We start from the raw sequence: 23,710 nt of genomic DNA on the forward strand, positions 1-23,710 counted from the left end.
GTAGCTTTTGCTTTCGCCCCTTCAGGGCTTGATCGATATTGTGTCTTTTACCCAGGGCGTTGCCCTGGGCTAATGCTCTAAGGCCTTCAGCCTTAGCCGGGTAAGGATTAAGTTTACCCTTCTAATAGTGTAAAATTTCTTAGCTAACTTACAAGGTGCAATTCTTGGACACCTCACACCTCACACCTCACACCTCACACCTCACACCTCACAACTCACATTTCACATTTCACACCTCACACTCACACCTCATGCCTCATGCCTCATGCCTCACACCTTATGCCTAAAACCTGATACCTGACACCCAGCTCATAGTCCACAGCTACTTATTCTCCTCACTAATCGCATACAATCCCTTATAAATCAGATATGGATCGAAAATGATCTCTGATTTAAGATGCGGTTTAAAGAAATGCATATCACCTCCGGTGAGGAATACCTTAAGATTGGCATATTTGGCCAGGTACTCGTCAATAATGCCGTCAATTTCTTTGCTCATGCCCAATATTACGCCACTGAGCATGTTTGTGCGGGTATCATAGCCAATCAGGGGAAAATTGCCGTCAGGTTTTATCAAAGGCAACCTGGCGGTAAACTCGTGCATGGAGCGGAAACGCATTTCAAGGCCGGGTGATATTCCTCCGCCTAAAAATTCGTGACGCTTATTAACAAAATTGAAGGTAATACATGAGCCCAAACCAACCACGAGGCAATGATTTTCAGGAAATTCATGCATGGCACCAACAACCAGCCCCAGCCTGTCGGCACCAATTGTTTCTGGCTTTCCAACAGGTGTTTTAACAGGTAACCGGCTCAGGTGATTGAGCCTGTGAAAATCGGAATGCTGTTGTAAAAGCTCATCCAAGGCCTGATTGTGATTAATTACAGAAGATAGCAGGGTTCTTATTGGCTTGTATTCCCCTATCAACTCCAGAATGGTGTCGTTACTATCATCTTTCAATACAAGTACATCGGTCAATTCTCCGTTGGTAAATACGGCGCACTTTAAGCGGGTGTTTCCAAAGTCAAAGCAAAGGGTGGTCTGCATCATTAAAGATCTAAATTAAAACCTTTCAGTTCCCTGAAATGTCCGTTAAGCTGAATTTTTTCTTTTAGTTTATCTATGCCGCCTGCAATGGGTATTATCTTATTCAGATGGCGTTTTAAGTATTCCAGGCGCTGATCTTCCTGCAACAGTCCAAGCAACTCATATTCTTCGTGTAAGGAAAGTCCTGCGTGATGGGCTATATCATAACTTACCAGCTCGTCATCATTCTTTTTAAAATCTTTGGTCACTTTCAGCAAGCGGTGTAATTCGCGAATGCCTGCAATAATGCGGCGCATCATGTTAATATTCCTCTCGTCAATTGTGTCCGGATAGTTCACAATCGCGCCGTCATATAACTTGTTGGGAACAGAACGTATAATCTCCAGTATTTTGAACATGCGAATTCCCTCTGTGCGTATATCCATACGACCATCTTCATAAACTTCGGCAATCTCTTTGATCTGTACCAACGTACCCAATTCTTTAACATGACTGTCAATAACAGCAGGAATGCCAAAAGATTTTTTTTCAGTAAAACATTCGTTCACCAATTGTTTATAGCGCTCCTCAAAAATATGCAGGTTAAGTTGCTCCCCGGGATACACCACAATATTCAACGGAAATATGGGAATGAAATTAATCATGCTAAACCTGGTATGGATGACAGAATAATAGTTATAGCTACAGCAAATTCCATGCTTTCTTAGTGCAAACTTATTGATATTAGCCAAATGAGAGAATGCCCGTTTTTAAAAAATAAGAAGCCCAACTTTATCGTAGGGCTTCGGTTGACAAATCCGTTTAACACTACCACAGAGGATAGCCTGTATTATACCATTCATTAGACGTAACGTCACCTTCGACATGTTGATAAATCGTACCATTTAAGTCAAGCGTCCACATTGGTGTAGGTTGCGACGGAGATGTGATCCCACTTCCGTTATATTGGGCAAGCAGCAGGGTATAGTCTCCGCTTTGGGTAATGCCTGTATTAAGATTTATTTCAGGACCAACTTGATAGCCACCTGAACCAAAATTCACTGTCGCCGCCCCCTGTAGTGAAGTTCTAATCTCCCTCCTTTCTCCTGCAGGTTGCCGTTTCTACCCTTCCATTCTAACTTAATTCTTAAATATATATACGAACGCCATACAATAGCCGGACCAGCGGGATAATTGCCCTCGTAGTAGGTGATGATTTCATGCACATATTTTCTGTCACCATTCATAGTCCTTCCCTGGTAATTAATTTGAAAAAAAGTTTTCTGATGTCGAGCGTCAAGGGCGTTGGAAAGAGAGAAACTGGTTCTCTCATTATCACTTGACTTTTTTTGAACGAGAGAGCTTCCGGCAGGCACACAATCTTTGATCAAATCTGGATTTTCTTTTAATTTACTCAGCATTGACTCAGATTGTTTGGAAATAAAGTACTTTTTCCCGCGACTATACCAAACAATATAATCACCGATTTGAACTTCACCATCCTGATTAATCACAAACAAAAAAGGCAAGGGAAAATTAAATTGCTTTAAATCTTCAATTTCTTCAGAAATCTCAACATCATCATCAGACTGGCTTCTAAGATAAAGCGACTTAAACCCACTCGTATCGCCGGCAGCGGCAAGTTCATCTGCGGATTTCGACATTCGAGCTTCCACATATTCATAGAATGCACGTTCGTCGGAAAACACCAATCTTCCGTTAATCAGTTGAGGAGCATCACGTTCTTGACTGGAAATTTCGTTCGCAGGTGCTGTTGCTTTCTTACTGCAGGAAAAACTTGTGAATGCTGCAAGCAAACTCAACAAAAAAATTCGTTTCATAAATAGAGTTTAATGTTCAAACTCAAAAATGAGAGAATGTAATAGTTTAAACACTGACTTTAATCAACTTAGTTTTTCATTTTCAGTTAGTAAAAAGATTTATTTTACGCTGTTTTTCTAACGCTAATCGATAATAACACCATGAAGATCAGTGGCTTTACCATTATTAAAAATGCCGTGATAAATGACTATCCTATTGTAGAAGCCATTACTTCCATACTTCCGGTTGTAGATGAGATGATTGTGCTGGTTGGAGACTGCGATGATGATACAGAAGAACTGGTAAGAAGCATTAATAGCAATAAGATCAAGATACATCACTCAGTTTGGGATCAAAGTCTTCGCCACGGCGGAAAAGTTCTTGCAGTAGAAACAGATAAGGCTTTTCAATTAATAGATCCGGCCAGCGACTGGGCATTTTACATTCAGGCTGATGAAGTGGTGCATGAACAATATTATCCTGCAATAATAGAAGCGTGCAAAAAATATAAAGATGATATGCGTGTGCAGGGACTTCTTTTTAAATACCTGCATTTTTATGGCACCTACGATTATGTTGGTGATAGCAGAAAATGGTATAACCGCGAAATAAGGATCATACGGAATAATAAAGCTATTACAGCTTACCGCGATGCGCAAGGTTTTAGAATTGGCACAACCAAACTGCCTGTAAAACCAATTGATGCATACGTGTATCATTACGGATGGGTGAAAAGTCCCAAACTAATGAAGCAGAAAATGAAAAATGTGAGTCGTTTTTGGAATGATGATACAGATGAATGGCAACAATTCCTTGCATCTGAAGATGTGTTCAATTACGATGATTTTGATTCACTGCAAAAATTCACGGCAACTCACCCTTCGGTAATGCAAAAAAGAGTGGCTGAACAGAACTGGCGTCTGAATATAGATATCTCAAAAAAACATTTCGACCTGAAGGACCGGTTTCTTTATTGGTTTGAAAGAAAAACAGGCATTCGTCCTTTCGATTTTAAAAACTATACCATTGTAAAATAACGGATTAACTTTTGCTAAACCACCGTGTGTATAACAATCACTTTTGCAATGCATGCTTATTTTTGCTAAATGGATAATCATCAGTTGATAAAAGAAATAGCAACGGGAAACTTTCGTGCGCTGGCAAGAGGCATTTCCCTTGTTGAAAATGAAGCTGATGGTTACGAAGTGCTAATGTCAGACGTGTCTTCCTATTACAACAATGTTATTGGCGTTACCGGCCCTCCCGGTGCAGGAAAAAGCACACTTGTTGATTGCATGATAAAAGAAATTATTACAGAAAGTAAGAAAGTGGGTGTGATCTGCGTTGATCCTTCGTCACCTTTTAACAAAGGCGCGATTCTCGGCGACAGAATAAGAATGAGTCAGTGGTATAATCACCCGAATGTTTTTATACGCTCGCTTTCTTCAAGGGGAAGTATGGGCGGGCTTCATCCGAAGATTATTGAGATAACAGATTTGATGAATGCCGCCGGTTTCGATTATATTATTATTGAAACCATTGGTGTTGGGCAAACAGAAATTGAAATTGCTGGTCTTGCCAATATCACATTGGTTGTTGTTGTGCCTGAAAGCGGCGACAGTATTCAGACAATGAAATCAGGCCTGATGGAAATAGCTGATATTTTTGTGCTGAATAAATATGACAGACCCGGTGCCGATGAATATTTGCGTAACTTGTATGACACATTGAACCTGGAGGATAACAGGAGTATTCCGGTTATAAAAACTATTGCAGAACAAGGTTTCGGCGTAGATGCTTTATACCAGTCCATTCAGCACATACTGGAAAATAATCCTGCACTGGATAAAAAATATTGGCTGCTCACGGAAAAAGCCTATCACCTTATCCAGGCCAACAAAATGGCAGGAATAAAAAAAGGAGAGATTTTTGAAGAAATAAGCCGGTATATCGCCGGGCACAATCAGTTTAATTTGTATCAGTTTATAAAACCATATATCCAACAGCCCGGCGCTGCAAATTATAAAGCTACACGATGAAGAACATTCCGGACAATATTTTGATAAGCAGAACCGACAGCATTGGCGATGTGGTACTCACATTACCGGTGGCTGCAGTTTTGAAAAAGCACTTTCCGGAAATGAAGATTGGCTTTATCGGAAAAAAATATACAAAGCCGGTTATTGAATCCTGCACGTATGTTGATGAGTTTATTGATGCGGAAGATTTCCTGACCAGGGAAGTAACTATCTGCGGAAAGAAGCCACAGGCTATTTTACATGTTTTCCCCACAACCGGAATTGCAGAAAGAGCGAAGGCTCTGAAGATACCATTGAGAATTGGCACCCGCAACCGCCTGTACCATTGGTATACATGCAACGAGTTGGTGCGTTTAAGCAGAAAAAAATCAGATCTTCATGAGAGCCAGCTTAATCTTAAACTGCTGGAATTTTTTGGCATCAACAAAACATATAGCCTTGATGAAATAAGCGAGCTGTTTGGAATGAATAAACTTGAAACATTACATCCATCATTTAAGGCATTGATCGATCCTTCGAAATACAATCTTATTCTGCATCCTAAATCGCAGGGAAGCGCAAGGGAGTGGGGACTGCACAATTTTGCCACACTCATTAAGATTCTCGATCCTTCCAAATTCAACATATTTGTTTCAGGCACTGCAAAAGAACGGGCTTTGCTTGATCCTCTTTTTAACGAGGCCGGCGATTTGTTTACTGATCTGACTGGTAAAATGGATCTGTCACAGTTCATTCCTTTTATAAAAGCATGCGACGGATTAATTGCCAACAGCACGGGCCCCTTGCACATCTGCGCAGCAGTTGGACGTGAAGCCATCGGTATATATCCACCGATGCGACCGATACATCCGGGCCGATGGGCACCGGTCGGAAAACATGTTCATGTGTTTGTAGAACACAAGTTTTGTGACGATTGCAAAAAAACAAAGCATGTTTGTCATTGCATGTTAGGTATTCGTCCTGATAGCGTCAGGGCTATGCTCGAATTTTCATACGGTAACAAGCAACTAAAAAAAGAAACGGTAAAAGCCTGATTTGGCACTTCGTATTTATTGTTAGCACAGCTTTAAAATTAGCTTAAAAAAACATCACAAATAATATATCATTATTGTGTACTGCCAAGGGAGGGCTATGGAGTTTTTTCCCTTAATTTGCTCCCCTAAAAGATAACATAATGCCGACAAACGGATACAAACGATACTTTAAACTATTCAGGAATATTCAGAACCCGGGCGTTTATCTGCGCAATAAGGTTGCCAAATCTGAGTGGCCGTTGCATTTTGTTACAAAGCCAAATGCCATCGAACTAAGCGTCCCCTCAAACCTTTTTCTGGTGTTCAAGGAAATTTTCATGAGCGATGTTTATGATATTGAAGACCTGATAAAATTATTGCCTTCTGAACCCGTAGTAGTTGACATTGGCGCCAACGTGGGTTTTTTTGATTTTATACTGTTGTCTAAAATAAAGAAGGCCAGGATATTTGCTTATGAACCAATGCCGGCTAATGTCGGGCTTATGAATAAAACAATCAGTCAAAATAATTTGCAGGGATATATCTCTCTTCATCAAATGGCTGTAACTGGTAAGCCTAAGGACAATATCGAGTTGTTTGTTGAAGACGCCAGTGATAATACAGTTATAGCATCCGTGTTCGAAAACTTTAATGATGTGAACACAAAAAAAATATCTGTTCCCTGCATTTCGTATGAACAGATAGTAACAGAAAATAAGCTTGGCCTGATAGATGTACTGAAAGTGGATTGTGAAGGAAGTGAGTTTGACATTTTTTATAACACACCTCCCGAATTGATCAAACTTGCAAAAGTTATTTCGGTGGAAATTCATGATCTGGATAGCGACAAAAACAATATTAACTACTTCAACAATTTTATTCAATCGCTGGGATATACAACCACACACACACAAATCAACGGATTTTGCCATGCATTAACTGCAATAAAACAATCCTGATTTGCAGATGAAGGCTAACCACAACATTCTGTTCGACTGTGAAAAAATGCGCCATCCTAATACGGGCGTATTTTACTTTTGTTTAAACCTTGGACAGGCACTTCAAAAAGCATACAACAGCGCCAGGGAACAACTACATTTTTATACGCCTCAAAACCAGGCGACGGCCTTTGGCAACGAAGCTTCTTATGTGCATCACAAATCATGGCACAAATTTTTTAATCCCGCCGCAGGTAAAATGGATGTTTGGCACTGCACTTACCAGCTATCAAAATATTTACCGCACAATAAGAAAACAAAAAAGATCATCACTGTTCATGACCTCAATTTTTTGGTTGACAATCCCGAAAATCAGCAGGAACAGATCAAGAAAATACAATCATTGATTGATCGGGTGGATGAAATTGTCTGTATCTCGGAACATACAAAGCGGGATGTTTTAAATTATCTCGGAACGAGCAACAAGCCCGTGTCCGTTATTCACAACGGCGGTGGCGTAAAAGAGTTTGCCGGATTTGACGCGCCGGTTTACAAGCCTTCGAAGCCATTTATTTTCAGTATCGGAATGTTCTTTGCAAAAAAGAATTTTCATGTTCTCCCTTGTCTGCTGAAAAACAATGACTACGAATTGATCATTGCAGGCGAACGCAGACCGGATTATGAAGCAAAGATTTTGGAGCAGGCAAAATTGTATAATGTAAGCGACAGGATTAAACTGATTGGAAAAATATCGGATCAGGATAAATACTGGTATTATAAAAATTGCCTTGCATTTGCTTTTCCTTCAATTGCTGAAGGCTTTGGACTGCCTGTTGTGGAAGCCATGCATTTCGGCAAACCTGTATTCTTATCAACGCATACATCGCTGCCGGAAATTGGAGGAAAAGAAGCTTTTTACTTTAACAGCTTTGATTGCGACGCAATGAATACCGTGTTTGAGCAAGGGCTTTCCCAATTCAATGATGAATTATCTGAAAAAGTGAAAGCAAGGTCAAGAGAATTTACCTGGGAGAAAGCTGCGGAACAATACCTGGAAATTTATCGTTCATTTTATTAAGCATTTTAAATGAATGTGTCCTACATTTTAAAAATGTAGGACACATTCATTTGCGAACAGACGCTTTGCTGGGCCTCCACGCTCCGCAGCTTTATTTTGTCGCCGCCGGCGACAGATACATCGTCGGAGGCGATGGAGTGAGATCACGCAGCTAAAAGATGTCCAGAGCAAGCTAACAAAGCAACGGCACAAATCATTTTTCAAAAAATACTGTACTGGAGAGTTTTTCGGAAAGTAATATTTTAACCTATAGGCATTTTCTTTTTAGTATTAACCTCTCTCAATTACATTTTTCAATATTTGCCTTGCAAAGTGAATGCGGCTTTTTATTGTTCCTATCGGTTCATTCAGCATGTTTGCAATTTCAGCGTATTTATAACCTTCAAGATGCAAAACAAACGGTACTTTAAAAAGCTCCGGCAATTTGTGAATCTGGATTAAAATGTTTCGGGACAAAATATCCTGGTGAGAGCTTTTGCTTATGCCATGATTGGAACTTTGTTTATCCGCTGGGGCATAAATGATTTCGGCAAATTTTCTTCTACGCCTGTATTTATTTATAAAGATGTTTCGCATGATAACATATAGCCATGCGCCAAGGTCTGAACCGGCTTTAAATTTCTCCTGGTAAATAAGCGCCTTGCAAAATGTTTCTTGTAGCAGATCCTCTGCATCTTCCCTGGTTCTTGCAAACTTTTGTGCAACTGTGTTTAGAAAACCCGAGTGTTTTAGCAACGATTTGTGAAAGCAGGGTTCATTCATTTTATAACTGTTTTTAAAGTGGCGAACTAAAAGACGATTCTGAAGTACGAGGCGCTTTTTTATAAAATCAAAGCATTATCTAACAACAGCTTGTCGCACTTCGACCCGTTTATTTTTCAACAGTCACAGTAAAATTTTGTTTAATAAGTATTGCGGTTTTAATACGATTTTTGCATTTATTACAATTTTTGGTTATTTCAGGATTACTACTTACCGCAAGCTGTTTGGCAAAACAGACACGCTTTAAAGAATGAAAAGCGCACAAAAAGATTTTTAGAAGATTTCGGAGACGGGCAAAAAAATGTCCTGCATCTCAAAATTGCAGGACATTTTTTTGCCGACAGCTCTTCAGAGCCTCCGGCGACAGATACATCGTCAAAGGCGATAGAGTAAGACCACGCAACTAAAAGGCGCGAGGACCACAGGCAGGTTATTTATTCCTTTTCTCAACCAGGTGGACAAACAATTCATCCATCCCCTCACACATACGCTCCTTAGAATACTTTTCAACCACTGCTTTCTTCGCATTCTCCAGCATCGAATTCAGATCTTCATTTGATTCAAGCTGTTGCAATTGCTCACAAAAATCACTTTCATTATTGTACTCAAACAAATACCCCAATCTTCCATCTTCGAGTAATTCTTTTGTTCCGTCTTTATTGGTGCCAACAACAGGACAACCGGAAGCCATCGCCTCCACTGTCACCATTCCAAAATGTTCTCCTCGCGAAGCCATGGCGAATACATCTATCGCACGATAAAATTGCTTTACATCCCAACTGAATGGTAAAAAATGAACGCGATCTTTTATCTGCAGTGATTCTGCCAGGGAATGCAGGCCATTCATGTATTCTTCGCCATGTTCGGGCGTTATGTTACCCATAATGGCTAAATGATAGTCAGACTGATATTTTTCCTCCAGCACTTTTATACAACGGATCAAAAAATCCTGTCCTTTTTCCGGATCAATGCGACCCAAAACACCTATCAGCTTTACATTCTGCGGCAGATGAAGATTTTGACGTGCTGATGATTTTGTTTCGGGATTTTCAAGAAAAGGTTTTGCATCAATGCTTAGTGGAATCAATTTTATTTTGTCTCTGGTAATGGTTGTTTTCTCCAGCGTTTCTTCAATAAGATAAGGCAATGGACTTATCCATGCATCAACCATTTGATATCGCAGCATGTGAACAGGCGATTTCTTTTTAACACCAACTTTCATTTGCTGTTGATAGATAACAATTGCATTGGATTTATATAGGCGTTTATATAAGGAGGCTGTAGCTATATCTTTGTTAAGCGCAGTAAAAATAATTGGGGATTGATCATTAGCGTTTATCCATCTTCGCATGTAAGTCACTTTGCGCCACTTCATAAAAAAACCTTTAGGCACCGTAGTGATATTCTTACTGAATTTTCCCGCTGCTTCATGCATTTTAGAATCACCCAACAAAAGCAGATGCACCTGCCATCCATATTCTGTAAGCCATTCAGCTAATTTAAGCGTATTGATTTCCAGTCCTCCGAAGCCCGATGAAACACAAGATATATATAGCTGCTTATCCATGATACGCAAAAGTAATGGATTAGTGTGGGCATCAGCAAACGACTACAACCAGATATATTTCTACGTCGTTATTTTCGCATTCTTCAAAATAAAAAAGCTCCCCGATTTTTGTTTGGAGAGCTTTAGCAACATTTAAAAACTCTATATCGTTTAGCTAAGCATGCATCTCCAACGTTGGGAGATGTCTCCTGTCGTGCTCATGACAGATTTTAGAACAGTTACAATTCCCCGCAGGGAATTAAGCTCAACAGAGAAGACCGAATTGGGGGCATCATAGCCCGTACGGGCTTTAACCAAGGGGTTGATTGTCCTACGGACAAGAAAGCCTTTGTATGTTGGGCCTTCTATTGAGCTTAAAGTCCTACGGACTATCGAAGAAAAGCGTACTGTCATCTCTTTTTGATTGTCGTTTGCCAAATTACTTGTCGACATGACGTTCCTGGCTTATCAGAAAAAGTAATTGCAGTAGCATCAATGACGAATTAACTATAATGCGGTAATCTACACTCACTTCGTCACCTCGACGACTGGAGAGGGCTCCCCAATATCGATCTGATCATGACATTATGAATGGTTGATAATGACAACACTCTATTAAACGATATTGATTCTAAAAACTAATTATTCTTTCTCTACCAAATTATCTGCGATCTTATAAACCGCAATCTGTTTTAAGTACGGTGTTGCTTTAGCGTTTTTAATTACAATATCAACCGCATCTGCTTCTTCAGCCGGAAATGTGAGAATCCGTTTTCTGCCGATTGTTGTTGCTGAGATCTCTTTTACAACTGAACCATTCTTTTTCAATTGTACTGAAAATGAAATCACTCTTTGTCCAAGCTCGATTGGTTCCTGTAATAAAACACAATTAACAGCAGTTGATTTTGGCAATGCAACGCTGAAAGTGTTATTGGTTTGCTGAACAGCTTTCCATGTCTTTGAAGCTACAGGTTTACTTAGGTTTTCGTCAAGCAATTTTCTAAAGCCAACCAGCGAAGCACTATCGTAAGATGTAAATAATCCTCTTCTATCAGGAGGAACATTCAACAAAAAGTTTGCTCCCCTTCCAACTGACTTCAGATACAGGTCAAATAATTCTTCTGGTGTTTTGACCTTTGCATCTTCTGTCTGATGATAAAACCATCCTGGTCTGATACTTACGTCGCATTCGGCAGGAATCCAAACCTTTCCATTAAAATTACCGCTATTCAATGTATCTGTTGACGGTGCACCAAGGCCACGGTTAAAACCCGCAGTATCTAACAAATTCCAGTTTGTTTTGCCGGCAATGCCTTTCTCATTTCCAACCCAACGCATATCAGGGCCAATATCGCTGAACACAGGTGTATTAGGCGCAATCGTGCGCATGGTCTGCTCAAAACGATGCCAGTCATACACCATTTTTTTACCGTTCGGGCCTTCACCATTCGCGCCATCCCACCAAAACTCAAACAATGGTCCATAACGGCTCACAACTTCTTTCATCATATCCACAAACACATCGTTGTAACCCGGTGTTCCATATTGCGGATGATTGCGATCCCATGGCGATAAATAGATGCCCAATTTTAAGCCATATGCTTTACATGCATCGCTCAATTCTTTCAATACATCACCTTTTCCATCTTTCCACTTGCTTTCACGCACTGTATGTTTTGAGTATTTGCTTGGCCAAAGACAAAAGCCATCATGATGTTTTGCTGTAATGATAATGCCTTTTGCACCTGCGGCTTTCGCTATTCGAGCCCATTGACGGCAATCCAGCTCCGTTGGGTTGAACACCTCTTCATGTTCTGTTCCATGTCCCCATTCAAGATCGGTAAATGTATTCGGACCAAAATGAGTGAAGAGATAAAACTCCTGTTCCTGCCAGTTTAGTTGTCTTGGCGTTGGCAAAGGTGGCAATAGTGCAGCCTTTTGGGCAGTGGCGCCTAGTCCTAACAAGGATAACAAAATCGTGTAACCAAATTTCATGTTGTGTGTTTTAGACCTCTTCCATTTTCATGAAAGAAGTTGCAATGTATTAATCTCTAAACAATTTACTCAAATGCATTCTTCAACGTAACTACCTGTCCTTTTTTAACATTCATCGTCATCACATTTCCTTCTTCCAGCTTTATCGAACTGCGGTTTATGCCTTCGGACAAATAAGTTGGGAAAGGGCGTTTGATTCGTAGCTGTCCCTCTTTTTCAGCTTTAACTTTCACTTGCGTTATTACACCATTTTCTTTGGCAGCACTTACGACATATGCTCCTTCCGCACGAAGATCTTTGAAAGAAACGTCTTTCCAGCTTTGTGGCACAGCTGGAAAAATTTCGATATAGCCTTTGTTACTTTGTAGTAAGAGTTCATGTACGCCTTGCGCAAATGCAAAATTTCCTTCGAGTGTAAAGGGACGGTAAGTGAAATTGGAATATTGTCCGCCTTTCTGATCGCCGTTTAAATGAAAACTGTTTGTAGAACAAAAATTAGATGCAAATATGCGAAGCTGGTTAACAGCACTATCCGCTTGCTTTGCCCTCGCATAAATACATGCAGCCCAGCTAAATGAATAACCACACCATGCTCTTGTCCCCATCTTTTCCAATTGATGTAATGAGTTCTCCATCACATCTCTGTCCGCAGGCTTTTCAACATCCAATAAACCCAAAGGATAGATTGCCATTAATTGTGCGTGATGACGATGAGATTCATCCAGGTTCTGACCCGGTGCAATTGTTAAACCCGTTTCATTTATATCAAATGCGGGAAGCTGATCATAAATACTTTTCCAGTGCTTCGCTTCGTCAGGCTTATTCATTGCCATAGCAACTTCTGATGCCGTACTTAAGGCATATTTATAGAGTGAGAGATCGTAATTGGTATAATTTTTAAACCATGCCTTAATGGAGTTGTCATGATACTCGGGACTTGAACTTAAGGGCAATACACGTTTACCATTTTGCAGGTAGGTAATGTTTTCGATAAAAGTCGCTACGTCATGTATATATGGATACAACCGATCTTTAAGAAACTTTTCATCCATGGAATATTTCCATTGCCAGTAAAAATGTTGCGCAAGCCACGCGGATGTGGACGGCGATAATGAATACTGGATCCAGCCACCCATTGCAACACCATCTAAAGTAGTTACGCCCGGTACATTCAAACCATCAACGCCAAAATATTGTTTCGTCAGCTTCTTGTTTTCATCACGAATTTTCCAAAGCCAGTCAGTATATGATTCTGCTTCCTGCAAATGGTTGCCGGTATAACCGGGCCAATAACTTAACTCTGTATTCAGGTCGTGATGAAAATCTCCCTTCCATGGTGGAAGGTTTCCGTTGTCTGCCGTCCATACAGCTTGAAGCGTGATGGCAGGTGCACCTTTACGTGCCACACAACCTAACTTGTACATTTCCAGGTAATATTGTTTTTGAAGCAGCGGATCCGGGATTTTCAAAGCGGACTGTTGCCAGTAGTTTTTCCACCATGCAATATGTTGTGCAAGCGCTGCATCATAGGTGGCTTCTGCCGTATTGTTATTTTTTGAAGTAATCGCACTCACGACCCACGATCCTGTAAGTACATTATTTTTCTTACTCCATTTAATGGTTATTGTAAATCCCTTGTTCTTATCTACCGGCTGATAGTAAGAAATCTGTCCCTGCGATTTTTTTATTGTCCCCTTGTCATATCCAAGGCTTTCAAGACCCAGGCCTTCAACTGAATTTCCCTGGCTTGCTTTTCTTCCGGTATTGTAAGGAGGGGCAATTATATCGGGCTGAATATCGGCAGCCAGATTACTAAAACGGAAAAAGCCAATATTCTTATTTGCAGTTACAAATGTTTGAAGTGAAGTTCCGTTCTGCCATTCCACCATGCATGTGGCTGTTTCAATATCAAGCGTGGTTTGTTTCACTGCACCTAATGAAGCTATATTAAATTCAACAGCCCCGGCAGGAATTTTTGTTGGATGGGGATTGGCTTCATAAGGGTCATCGCCCAATTTATGAATCGTATCGTACGTGTTGTTTTTTACTTGTTGTTGTACAAATTTGAAATTGAATTTTGAGAAATCAATTGCCGGACGTTCATCCCACAAGTCTGCCCTATCCAATGAAAAGCGTAGCTTATCTCCCTTTTGCCAAACCAACGCGCCAACCATGCCATTGCCTAATGGCATTGCCTCATCCCATCTTTTAGGAAGTGAATCGACCTGTAAATTGTATGCTTTTAGAGATTGTGCGTTTGCAGAAAAACTACCAGCTGCAGCTACGATAATGCATGACAATCTGATTAAAAAAGACTGACCTATTGCACGATGGGCCTTTGCACCAGCGACGTGTCCGATGGAAATGAAGGCACGATATATCCACCCGAATCCAGTTTTGCCGAGGGGAATTGTTTTTGCAGCTCTGCCCATAGTGTCTTATCTACTTTAGTTTGATACAAATAAATTCGTTTCAGTTGCTTTAGCTGTGCCAGTGGTTTTATGCCATTGGCGGTAACAGCCGTGCCTACTAAATTAAGATAACGCAATTTGGACAGGTTGTTTAATTTGCTCAAATCCTTATCGGTAATTAACGTATGATCAAGAAACAGTTTAATGAGTGAGGTGCATTGCGCGATTGCGTCAAGGGCAGCATCGTTAGTATTGGTATTGCTCAGCTTTAAACTAACCAGCTGCTTTTTTAATTGTACGATCAATTGCAGCTTTTCAGGCGTTATCACTGTATCATTCAGAAAATTAACCTGCAGGTAATTGGAGTTCTGTGCAACGGGTATTACAATTGCACCGGCTTTCCTGAGCGCATCAATTGTTTTTTCATCCGCCTTCGTTACCTGCTCTGCAGGAATATCCTTATCTGCTATAGTCGCAGAACCTTCTTCAGAAGAGCCGCCTTCAGCATTTTGGAAAGATAACAGTACCGGCTTTATGCTATCAGCCTGTGGCAATTGATTGACTTTTTTATCGAAAGGAGCACCGTTACCGATCCACCATTTTATAACTGTAATTTCTTTCTGAGTGAGTTGGGGCTTCTCCTTTGGCGACATATGATGTTCATCTTCCCGCGGTAGCAACACTCTTTTAATGATCTCACTTTCATCCGTATTTCCGGGTTTGATTACCACACCATCCTTTCCACCTTTCATCAATAACTCTTGCTGATCCATGCGAAGTTTACCTTTCTGTTTTGTTGGTCCATGGCAACTAAAGCATTTTTCCGCGAGTATAGGTTGAACAAGATCGTTGTACGCCATTGCCTGCTGCACATCGGGAATAGGTTTGCGTTTAAACTTAGCATCTGCCTTTCCTTCAAGGGCGCTTGTGAGGTAGTCGGCTCCGTGTGTGAGATTACCACCAAGATGTCCGGTAATAATGATTAGCAACACAAGCGCACCGCTCATTATTTTATAGATCTTGTCGCGCCTGTTGTTAATTCGGCGCACATATAATAATGCCGAAACAATCGCAACGCCAAAGCCCATCCACATGTGCCAGCTAATTGCTGACCTGTCGTATTCACCGCTTAGTGACAATAAGTATCCTGTAATACAAGAAGCAAACGCACTTAACATACCAATCAGTAAAGAGATGGTAACAGCTTCTGAAAGGCCGGCATATTTTTCTTTTGTAGAAAGATATTGCATGAGCAACGCTATCAGCAAAATGCCAATAGGCAGATGAACCAAAACGGGGTGAAAACGACCAAGAAATTCAAGCATGTTTTTAGCTTTCAGCTGTCAGCCTTGAGCTGTCAGCAACTCGTAATATTCTTAAAATTTATTTTTCATTTTACAGTCATTCATAAAATGTGAAAAGCTGACTGCTGATAGCTCACAGCTACGCATAGCGTTTCCTCAACGTTTGCATCATATGCACATTAATTGCCCATTGGTCAGCCACCGGCTGGCGCGTATAAGGTAATGAAGGCATATAATCCATCGGACCGAATTCTGTCAGAACTGTCAGAACCTCGCCTTTTTGTTTTTTCATTTCTACAACTTTATCCCACCAGGCGAAATGTGCATTTACGGCATCGGCCCATTCAGGCGCACGGGGATCATTCACTTGTGGTCCTTCAGGATGACCAATGCGTGCATGAATATGATCAACTCTTTCCAGCGTTTTATCTACAGTCCTCTGTTGATCATGCAGTAAACTTTCACTCACATTGCACCAATGTGACACGTCAAAAGTTATACGCAGTTCCGGAACTTTTTCAATATACTGTTTCGCAACAGGTGCCGCGAACAACATGCGTGAACGATGTGTTTCATGGCAGATCTTAATGCCTGTCTTTTTGGACAATTGTGTTGTATGATCAATCAATTGCCTGTTCTCATCAAATGAAAAATAATCACGGCCAGAATGACAATTAATGTACAATGGTTTCTGGATCGTGTTTGTTGCAGCAGCGTCAATCATCATTTTAAAATGATCGAAGTGTTTATCAAAATCACTTTCATGTCCCGCACACAGAAAACCAACTTCCAGTGAATACTTCTTTAATGCTGCAAACAGTTCATCCTGGTCTTTCTTTTCCACCGGCCACCAAATCTCAATGCCGTCGTAACCTTCCTTCTTTACTTTCTCACAATATTCGTCCATCGATCCTTCAAAGCCCCAGTTGGTAGCAAGTACTTTTAAGCTAAAGCCTGTATTCATATTGTTGGTTTGTTGTTGTGGTAACGCAAAACTGTCTAAAGATGTTAAAAATAAAGCAGTTGTTGCAGATACTGATGAAGCAAGAAAATTTCTTCGGGAAAAAAGCATGCGATGTACGATTTACGAAGTACGATGTACGATGTGTTCAATGCAAAACTTTTCATAGAACACACGCCTTCTTAATTTAAATATTGATTTATTGAAACTATCTAACCTCGGCACTAAAAGCTGATTGCTGATAGCTAATAGCTTATAGCTGACAGCTGACAGCCTTCTTCCTGATACCTCACACCTGATACCTGACAGCTGGTACCTACCCAACAATATCCGTCAGCACCCTTCCCTTCACATCTGTCAACCTGAATGGCCTTCCCTGGAAAGGATAGGTGAATTGTTCATGATCGAAGCCAAGCTGATTTAAGATGGTAGCCTGTACATCAAACGGTTCCACTTTGTTGGTCACAGCACTATAGCCAATTTCATCGGTTTCGCCGTATGAGTGTCCTTTTTTGATGCCACCGCCTGCCATCCAGATAGAAAATGCTTCAGTATGATGGTCGCGACCTTTGAACGGATTTTGTTTTCCTTCCCTGTTTTCCATCATCGGCGTGCGACCGAATTCTCCACCCCAAATTACCAGCGTTTCATCAAGGAGGCCCCGTTGTTTCAGGTCGAGGATCAATGCAGTTTTCGCTTTATCTACCTGGCGACATTTATTGATGAATCCAACATCTATCGCAGTAGAAGAATCAGTACCATGACTATCCCAACCCCAATCAAATAATTGAACAAAACGCACACCTTTCTCCACCAGTTTTCTTGCAAGCAGCACATTATTGGCGAAGCAGGCTTTGCCTGGCTGTGTGCCATACATATCATGAATATACTGCGGTTCGTTATTGATGTTCATGACTTCCGGAACAGAGATCTGCATGTTATACGCCATCTCATATTGGGATATGCGCGAAAGAATTTCCGGATCGTTGAACTCCTTATATGATTCTTCGTTCACTTTATTAATAGCATCAATGGAAGCTTTACGCAGGTCTCTGTCCATACCATGCGGGTCTTCAATAAACAGAACCGGATCGCCTTCGCTTCGGCACTGCACACCCTGGTATACACTTGGTAAAAACCCGCTGCCCCAAACGCTTTTTCCTGCATCAGGGAAACGCCCACCGCTTGTCAGAACGACAAAACCAGGTAGATTCTGATTTTCACTACCCAATCCATATGTCACCCACGAACCAATACTTGGTCTTCCCAAACGTGGTGTACCAGTGTGCATCAGCAACTGTGCCGGCGCATGATTGAACTGATCGGTAGTCATGGATTTGATGATGGTTACTTCATCGGCGATGGTTGAAAAATGCGGTAGATTTTCACTTATCCATAACCTGCTTTCTCCGTGCTGGGCAAATTTTGCCTGCGGACCGAGCATCTTAGGAACACCTCTTATGAAGGCAAATTTCTTTCCCGCGAGCAAAGATGGCGGACATTCCTGTCCATCCATTTTCATCAACTCGGGCTTATAATCAAACAGCTCAAGCTGAGAAGGTGCGCCTGCCATGTGCATATAAATAACGCTCTTCGCCTTTCCGGGAAATTGCGGAAGCTTCGGCAACAACGGGTGCGCCGGGTCAAATGCAATTGGTGCAGTTGCAGTAGATTTACTATTGCAGCCGAACAATGCAGCTAAAGCAAGTCCGCCCATACCCATTGCACTTTCTTTTAAAAAGTGACGGCGCGTGTGTAACCGAAGCGCAGTATGCTCCGCCTCTTTCACCAACCGCTGATTATGTATTTCTTGTCGCGTCATATTAAGCTATTAGTGGTCAGCTATCAGCCATCAGCCGATCGCAATTAATCACCACATTTTATTAATCATTTTACACCCACATTTGCACATTCGCACATCTATCAATTCGCACACATTTTCAATTCTCCCCGCCTGAATGACGTCAGTCGGGCAGGAATTTTTAACTGTCAATTAATTTTTTGTTACTACTTCGTCCAAATTCAGCATCGCATTTGCAACTACAACCAGCGCCGCGAAATCCGGTGTTGTATTGTCTTCCTCTGTCATTTCTTTTGCCTTGCTTATATCTTTCGTGAATTTTTGTTTTGCTTCGTTATAGAGCGTTACCAACACCTGTAATTTTTGTTGCTCTAACGGTTTGTAAAGCATCAATTCATAGCCTTTGGAAATTTGCTGTTGAACGGTGTTTCCAGCCGACTGCATGCGCTTTGCAAAATGCCTTGCAACGTCAACATATGCTTCATCATTTAATGTAACCAGTGCCTGCAGCGGCGTGTTGGTTCTAATTCTCCGTGCCATACAAACTTCTCTTGCGCCACCGTCAAAAGTGATCATTGACGGATAAGGTGCAGTACGTTTCCAAAAGGTATATACACCACGTCTGTATTGTTCATTGTTAATGCTTTGTACCCATTCAGCACCGTTGTAAGGCGATTGCCAGATCCCTTTAGGTTGAAATGGAAATACGCTCGGACCATATAATTCTTCATTCATCACACCGCCGATATTCAATGCCTGGTCACGTACTTGTTCTGCACTTAGTCTTACGCGTGCTCCCCTTGCATACCATTTATTGTAGAGATCTTTTTCGCGTAGCTCAGGCGTCAATTTTGAATCTTGTCTATAAGTTGCACTCATTACCATTTTCTTCAATAATTTCTTTACGCTCCAATTGTCTTCGTTCATGAAGTTGTAAGACAGGTAATCAAGCAATTCGCGGTGAGTTGGGGTAACACCCTGCGTACCCATGTCTTCCAAAGTTTCTACTATGCCTGCACCAAACAATTGCTCCCACATGCGGTTCACCAATGTCCTTGAAACAAGCGGGTTTTGTTTGTCGGTTAAAAACATTGCAAGGCCCAACCTGTTTGCAGGCGCCTTCGCAGGCATGGCAGCAGCAAATATGTGGGGAATGGAAGGTTTTACTTCTTTGCCTTTTACCAGCCAGTTTCCTCTTTCAAACACATAAGTCGGGCGATACATATCATCCGGATTATCCATCATCACAGGCGTAGTTGGAGCATTTGCGGTCAATAACTTCCAGAACAGTTTATTATTCGTTTCATAGTCTTTTGTTCCTTTACCCGGAAATTGTTGTGTAAAGTGCAGCCAATCGAACATCATTCCGTTTTGATCAGGCTTTACGATAGTCGGATTCTCGTAAGTCAGATAAATATCATGAACACCGCTTTGCATCAGAAAATCAACCGGGCTAATTTGCCAGCCCCTGGTTGGCTGTATATTGATCTTCACAAATACAGGACCGTTAGTTGAGTCAAGGTGCATGCTTAAAACTCCGCTGGTCAATCCGCTTGTGTATCGCAGTATAAGTTGATTTGTATTTTGAAGATCAACTTGTTTAAAACGTGCGGATGAATGATTTCTCATTGCCAGCCACTTGGTATCGGCAAGTGAACTGCTAACGTATTTATCTGATGTAAGTGAATTGATGGATGGTTGCCATGTTTTTATAAAGCGCTCAATATCTTTTGCTCTTTTTTCAGAACTTTCCTTGGTAAGCCACGCAGTTAATGAGGTCAGCTCATTTGTCAACGTATCGTTGAATGTGCGCAACAGCGGATAATCGGCTTCTGTATCTTCATCACGGCTATTGTTAAAGTAAGCCATGAATTTATAATACTCATCATGTTTAAACGGGTCATACGGGTGACTATGGCATTGCACACAAGAGAAAGTGGTGCCCATTACCGCTTCCCAGGTGGTATTTACACGATCAATAATAGCAGCTGTTCTGAATTCCTCATTATCAGTTCCACCCTCATCATTGGTCATGGTATTCCGATGAAAAGCTGTGGCTATATATTGTGCATCGGTTGGATTTGGCAGCAAATCGCCTGCAACCTGTTCTGTTAAAAACTGATCGTAAGGTTTGTCTGAATTGAAAGCTTTTATCAGCCAGTCACGATAACGCCAGATGCTTCTTACATCATCACGTTCATAGCCTTTTGTATCAGCGTAGCGGGAAAGATCCATCCACATGGCTGTCCAACGTTCACCAAAATGTGGCGACGCCAACAATGAATCAACCAGCGTTTCATAAGCCCGCGGCCCGTTATCCTGTAGAAACTTTTTAGCAACATTTTCAGATGGTTGCATGCCTGTGAGATCGAGGCTCACGCGACGAAGCAATGTTGCCTTGTCAGCTTCGGGTGAAGGTTGCAATTTTTGCTCTTCCAGCTTTTGATAGATAAACTTATCAATATCATTCTTCGCCCATTTATTGTCAACGTCGGGCACTGCAGTTTTCTTTACCGGTACATAAGCCCAGTGTTCGCCCCATTGCGCTCCTTGTTTCACCCATTTACGCAGAATTGCAATTTCATCCTTGCTCAGCGGCTCATGTTTAAAAGGCATCCGCTCTTCAGGATCATCAAGTGTTAAGCGCCTGATCATTTCGCTTCCATCCGGATCTCCTGGAATAATAGCTGGCTGACCTGACTCGGTCTTTGCCAATGCTTCTTCCCTAAACAGCAAACTGAAGCCACCTTTGGCTTTTACACCACCATGGCAGGAAATACATTTGCGGTTAAGAATAGGCTTTACCTGCGTGCTGTAATCAATCTTGTCTTCCTTTGTTACACACGTAAAAAACAAAACTGCTGCCGCAAGGGCAATACTTATCAGGGCAATTTTACTATGTAAGATTTTTTGCATGCGAAATCGTTATGTGCTTTTTACGGTTAGCGTATTCTTTTATCGTGCTACTTGTAAATCTCAAACAGTGTTTGGTACGTTTTTCTGGCTTCAATCCTTTCTCGTAAAAGCAGGTAAATTTAAATTCTTCCTTTCATAAATGATCACTTTGCAGCAGTTTCCGCAAACGGTTGCATAAATGTGGCACCGTTAGTACACAATCCAAATGCTAAATGTATTTAGAATCAATTTTTTATGCCTATGAGTTTATTTACAAAGTAAAAATTCAAAAGTCAAAATTCAAAAGCCTTAACTGATACTTGCTGCATTAATGCATCTTGCTCACAATCAAGGTTTTAAATTTTGACTTTTTACTTTTGAATTTTGCCTTTATTTCCCGGTATTATTCATCTTAATCACATAAGCATACTGGCTTTTGATTTTATTGGGATCGAATTCGGGAAGACTAACTATCACATTTTTTCCATCCTGTTTCCATTGCAGACTTTCTTTGGTATCTAACAATTGCAGTACTGCGTTTTGATCGAGTGTAATATCCTTTATGGTAAACTTCCTGTCGGACGGCCATTTCGGTATAATAGCGTATAAGTTGTTCGCTGTTGGGTTGTAGGTAAAGAAGCATTCCTGCACCGCATAACCAGGTTCGGGATCAATCGTAAGCTTCAGCATCAGGTCCTCAACTGTTTTAAAATCATCCTTTTTGGGTTTGTAGTCAGTTTTGCCTTCGCTCCATTGATGTGGTCTTTTCCAACGCACGGTGCTGTAAATAGCCTCGTTGTTAATTTTCATCCAATCGCCCATCTGGAGTAATCTTTCCTGCATAATAGGCGGAATTTTGCCGTGCTCATCAGGACCAATATCCAGCAGAAAATTACCACCGCGGCTTACCTTATCAACCAGGCTGATAATTAACGACTGGGTGGAATTGTAATCCCACGCGTCTTCTTCGCGGTTATATCCGTAGGAATATCCCATGCCACGGCTCTCTTCCCAGGCGTGATTGGGAAAATCAAGCTCGGGCTGATATTCAGGTGTAAAGAACCCGGCATGTTTAAACCTGTTGTCCTTTCCCCAACGATCATTCACCACCAGCCTGTCTTTAACCGGACTTTCATTAAATGCCCAGGTCAGGAATTCCTGCGATTTCCATCTTTCCGCGGGAAGCTCCCATTCGCCGTCAGTCCAGAATACATCGGGTTTATAAGTCGTGATCACATCTTTCATTTGCGGCCACATATGATTTTTAATGTAGGCGTCTTTATCCTTTAACCAAAGTGGATTGTACCATTCGTACAATGAATAATACATACCAGGATGTACAGAAGTTTTTCTTAATGCAGTAAAAAGATCGCCGAGTAAGTCACGCTTAGGCCCTACCTCTGCAGCGTTCCACGGAAATCCCCAATCCCTGCTGGCATCTTTGCTTGGCCATAAAGCATAGCCATCATGATGTTTGGATGTAAGCACTACATACTTTGCCCCTGATGATTCAATTACTTTGGCCCATTCATCGGGATTATACAATTCAGCTTTGAATTGCGGCGCGAGCTGATAGTAGGTTGTGCCTGCTCCAAATTTTTTATTATGATAATCTACAACAGCTCCTTTAAAAGCTTTTGTCTGCAACCAGTACTGATACCATTCGGAATAATTTCCTTTGGGTGCATACCCCGGAACGGAATAAACGCCCCAGTGAATAAAGATCCCAAACTTGGCGTCAAGATACCATTGTGGTGTTGGGCGCTTATCAAGACTCTCCCAATTGGGCTGATAAGTCTGGGCAGAAAGATTGGTAACAAAAGCAGCAGTTACCATACATACAGCGAGAAGACAATTTTTTTTCATGTACATAACAGGCTAAACGTTAGGTGTTTTAATGATGGAAGATAATGAAAAAGCAAGTACGAGCTACGAAGTACGAAGCACGCAAAGTTGAAGAGCTCTAATTACTTTTAACACCTTCAAACAGACAAAGTACGATTTACGAAGTACGAAGTACCTGACCTCGGACAGCATCATAAATATTAAGCAAAGTCAAAGCCTTCGTCGCTTTGCGCCGCTCCGATTCGCCGCGCCCGCCGCGTGAAAACCTCCGCAT

Annotated in this window: 18 protein-coding genes; 5 read left to right on the forward strand and 13 right to left on the reverse strand. The window is 41.3% G+C overall.

Annotated features, from left to right (window positions below; all coding sequences use genetic code 11):
• Window positions 1-322: 322 nt before the first annotated feature.
• The 4 genes from QTN47_RS15570 to QTN47_RS15585 form a co-directional block, all read right to left on the reverse strand.
• A complete protein-coding gene (locus QTN47_RS15570; protein ID WP_369330320.1) occupies window positions 323-1,051 on the reverse strand; it encodes a type III pantothenate kinase in 729 nt (242 codons plus the stop codon).
• Window positions 1,051-1,692 (reverse strand): LON peptidase substrate-binding domain-containing protein, encoded by a 642-nt coding sequence (locus QTN47_RS15575; RefSeq protein ID WP_369330321.1) that lies wholly within the window; start codon window positions 1,690-1,692, stop codon window positions 1,051-1,053. The genes QTN47_RS15570 and QTN47_RS15575 overlap by 1 nt, the downstream gene beginning before the upstream one ends.
• A 163-nt stretch (window positions 1,693-1,855) precedes the next feature.
• Entirely contained in the window at window positions 1,856-2,089 is a 234-nt protein-coding gene (locus QTN47_RS15580; RefSeq protein ID WP_369330322.1) for a hypothetical protein, read from the reverse strand.
• Window positions 2,086-2,868, reverse strand: a complete 783-nt coding sequence (locus tag QTN47_RS15585) for a hypothetical protein (RefSeq protein WP_369330323.1) — start codon at window positions 2,866-2,868, stop codon at window positions 2,086-2,088. The genes QTN47_RS15580 and QTN47_RS15585 overlap by 4 nt, the downstream gene beginning before the upstream one ends.
• 141 nt (window positions 2,869-3,009) lie before the next feature.
• Here QTN47_RS15585 and QTN47_RS15590 point away from each other — a divergent pair, with 141 nt between their 5' ends.
• The 5 genes from QTN47_RS15590 (at window position 3,010) to QTN47_RS15610 (ending at window position 7,916) form a co-directional block, all read left to right on the forward strand.
• The gene (locus tag QTN47_RS15590) at window positions 3,010-3,885 is read left to right on the forward strand and encodes a glycosyltransferase family protein (RefSeq protein ID WP_369330324.1); all 876 of its coding nucleotides are present in this window, start codon (window positions 3,010-3,012) and stop codon (window positions 3,883-3,885) included.
• 69 nt (window positions 3,886-3,954) lie between these two features.
• Window positions 3,955-4,887, forward strand: coding sequence for a methylmalonyl Co-A mutase-associated GTPase MeaB (meaB, locus tag QTN47_RS15595; protein WP_369330325.1), 933 nt, complete (start codon window positions 3,955-3,957; stop codon window positions 4,885-4,887).
• Window positions 4,884-5,921 (forward strand): glycosyltransferase family 9 protein, encoded by a 1,038-nt coding sequence (locus QTN47_RS15600; protein WP_369330326.1) that lies wholly within the window; start codon window positions 4,884-4,886, stop codon window positions 5,919-5,921. The genes meaB and QTN47_RS15600 overlap by 4 nt, the downstream gene beginning before the upstream one ends.
• Before the next feature lie 140 nt (window positions 5,922-6,061).
• Entirely contained in the window at window positions 6,062-6,859 is a 798-nt protein-coding gene (locus QTN47_RS15605; protein ID WP_369330327.1) for an FkbM family methyltransferase, read from the forward strand.
• Window positions 6,860-6,866: 7 nt separating this feature from the next.
• A complete protein-coding gene (locus QTN47_RS15610; protein WP_369330328.1) occupies window positions 6,867-7,916 on the forward strand; it encodes a glycosyltransferase family 4 protein in 1,050 nt (349 codons plus the stop codon).
• Between the two features lie 270 nt (window positions 7,917-8,186).
• Here QTN47_RS15610 and QTN47_RS15615 read toward each other — a convergent pair whose 3' ends face one another.
• The 9 genes from QTN47_RS15615 to QTN47_RS15655 all read right to left on the reverse strand — a co-directional run bounded on the left by QTN47_RS15615 (window position 8,187) and on the right by QTN47_RS15655 (window position 23,457).
• Window positions 8,187-8,678 (reverse strand): RNA polymerase sigma factor, encoded by a 492-nt coding sequence (locus QTN47_RS15615; RefSeq protein ID WP_369330329.1) that lies wholly within the window; start codon window positions 8,676-8,678, stop codon window positions 8,187-8,189.
• A gap of 430 nt (window positions 8,679-9,108) precedes the next feature.
• Window positions 9,109-10,245, reverse strand: a complete 1,137-nt coding sequence (locus tag QTN47_RS15620) for a glycosyltransferase family 4 protein (RefSeq protein WP_369330330.1) — start codon at window positions 10,243-10,245, stop codon at window positions 9,109-9,111.
• A gap of 621 nt (window positions 10,246-10,866) precedes the next feature.
• Window positions 10,867-12,219, reverse strand: a complete 1,353-nt coding sequence (locus QTN47_RS15625) for an alpha-L-fucosidase (protein ID WP_369330331.1) — start codon at window positions 12,217-12,219, stop codon at window positions 10,867-10,869.
• Between the two features lie 65 nt (window positions 12,220-12,284).
• Window positions 12,285-14,651: a glycosyl hydrolase family 95 catalytic domain-containing protein gene (locus QTN47_RS15630; RefSeq protein WP_369330332.1), complete on the reverse strand. Its 2,367-nt coding sequence runs from the start codon at window positions 14,649-14,651 to the stop codon at window positions 12,285-12,287.
• Window positions 14,540-15,955 (reverse strand): c-type cytochrome domain-containing protein, encoded by a 1,416-nt coding sequence (locus QTN47_RS15635; RefSeq protein ID WP_369330333.1) that lies wholly within the window; start codon window positions 15,953-15,955, stop codon window positions 14,540-14,542. Before QTN47_RS15635 ends, QTN47_RS15630 begins: the two co-directional genes overlap by 112 nt.
• Window positions 15,956-16,073: 118 nt before the next feature.
• Window positions 16,074-17,006 carry a sugar phosphate isomerase/epimerase family protein gene (locus tag QTN47_RS15640; protein ID WP_369330334.1) on the reverse strand — a complete coding sequence of 311 codons (933 nt, stop codon included), beginning with the start codon at window positions 17,004-17,006 and terminating at the stop codon, window positions 16,074-16,076.
• Window positions 17,007-17,211: 205 nt separating this feature from the next.
• Complete coding sequence (locus QTN47_RS15645; RefSeq protein ID WP_369330335.1) at window positions 17,212-18,717, reverse strand: DUF1501 domain-containing protein; 1,506 nt, start codon at window positions 18,715-18,717, stop codon at window positions 17,212-17,214.
• Between the two features lie 171 nt (window positions 18,718-18,888).
• Window positions 18,889-21,612 (reverse strand): DUF1553 domain-containing protein, encoded by a 2,724-nt coding sequence (locus tag QTN47_RS15650; protein WP_369330336.1) that lies wholly within the window; start codon window positions 21,610-21,612, stop codon window positions 18,889-18,891.
• A 369-nt stretch (window positions 21,613-21,981) separates the two neighbouring features.
• Window positions 21,982-23,457, reverse strand: coding sequence for an alpha-L-fucosidase (locus tag QTN47_RS15655; RefSeq protein ID WP_369330337.1), 1,476 nt, complete (start codon window positions 23,455-23,457; stop codon window positions 21,982-21,984).
• Window positions 23,458-23,710 lie beyond the last annotated feature (253 nt).

The organism is Danxiaibacter flavus, from assembly GCF_041060425.1.
In the GTDB taxonomy this organism is placed as follows: Bacteria; Bacteroidota; Bacteroidia; order Chitinophagales; family Chitinophagaceae; genus Danxiaibacter; species Danxiaibacter flavus.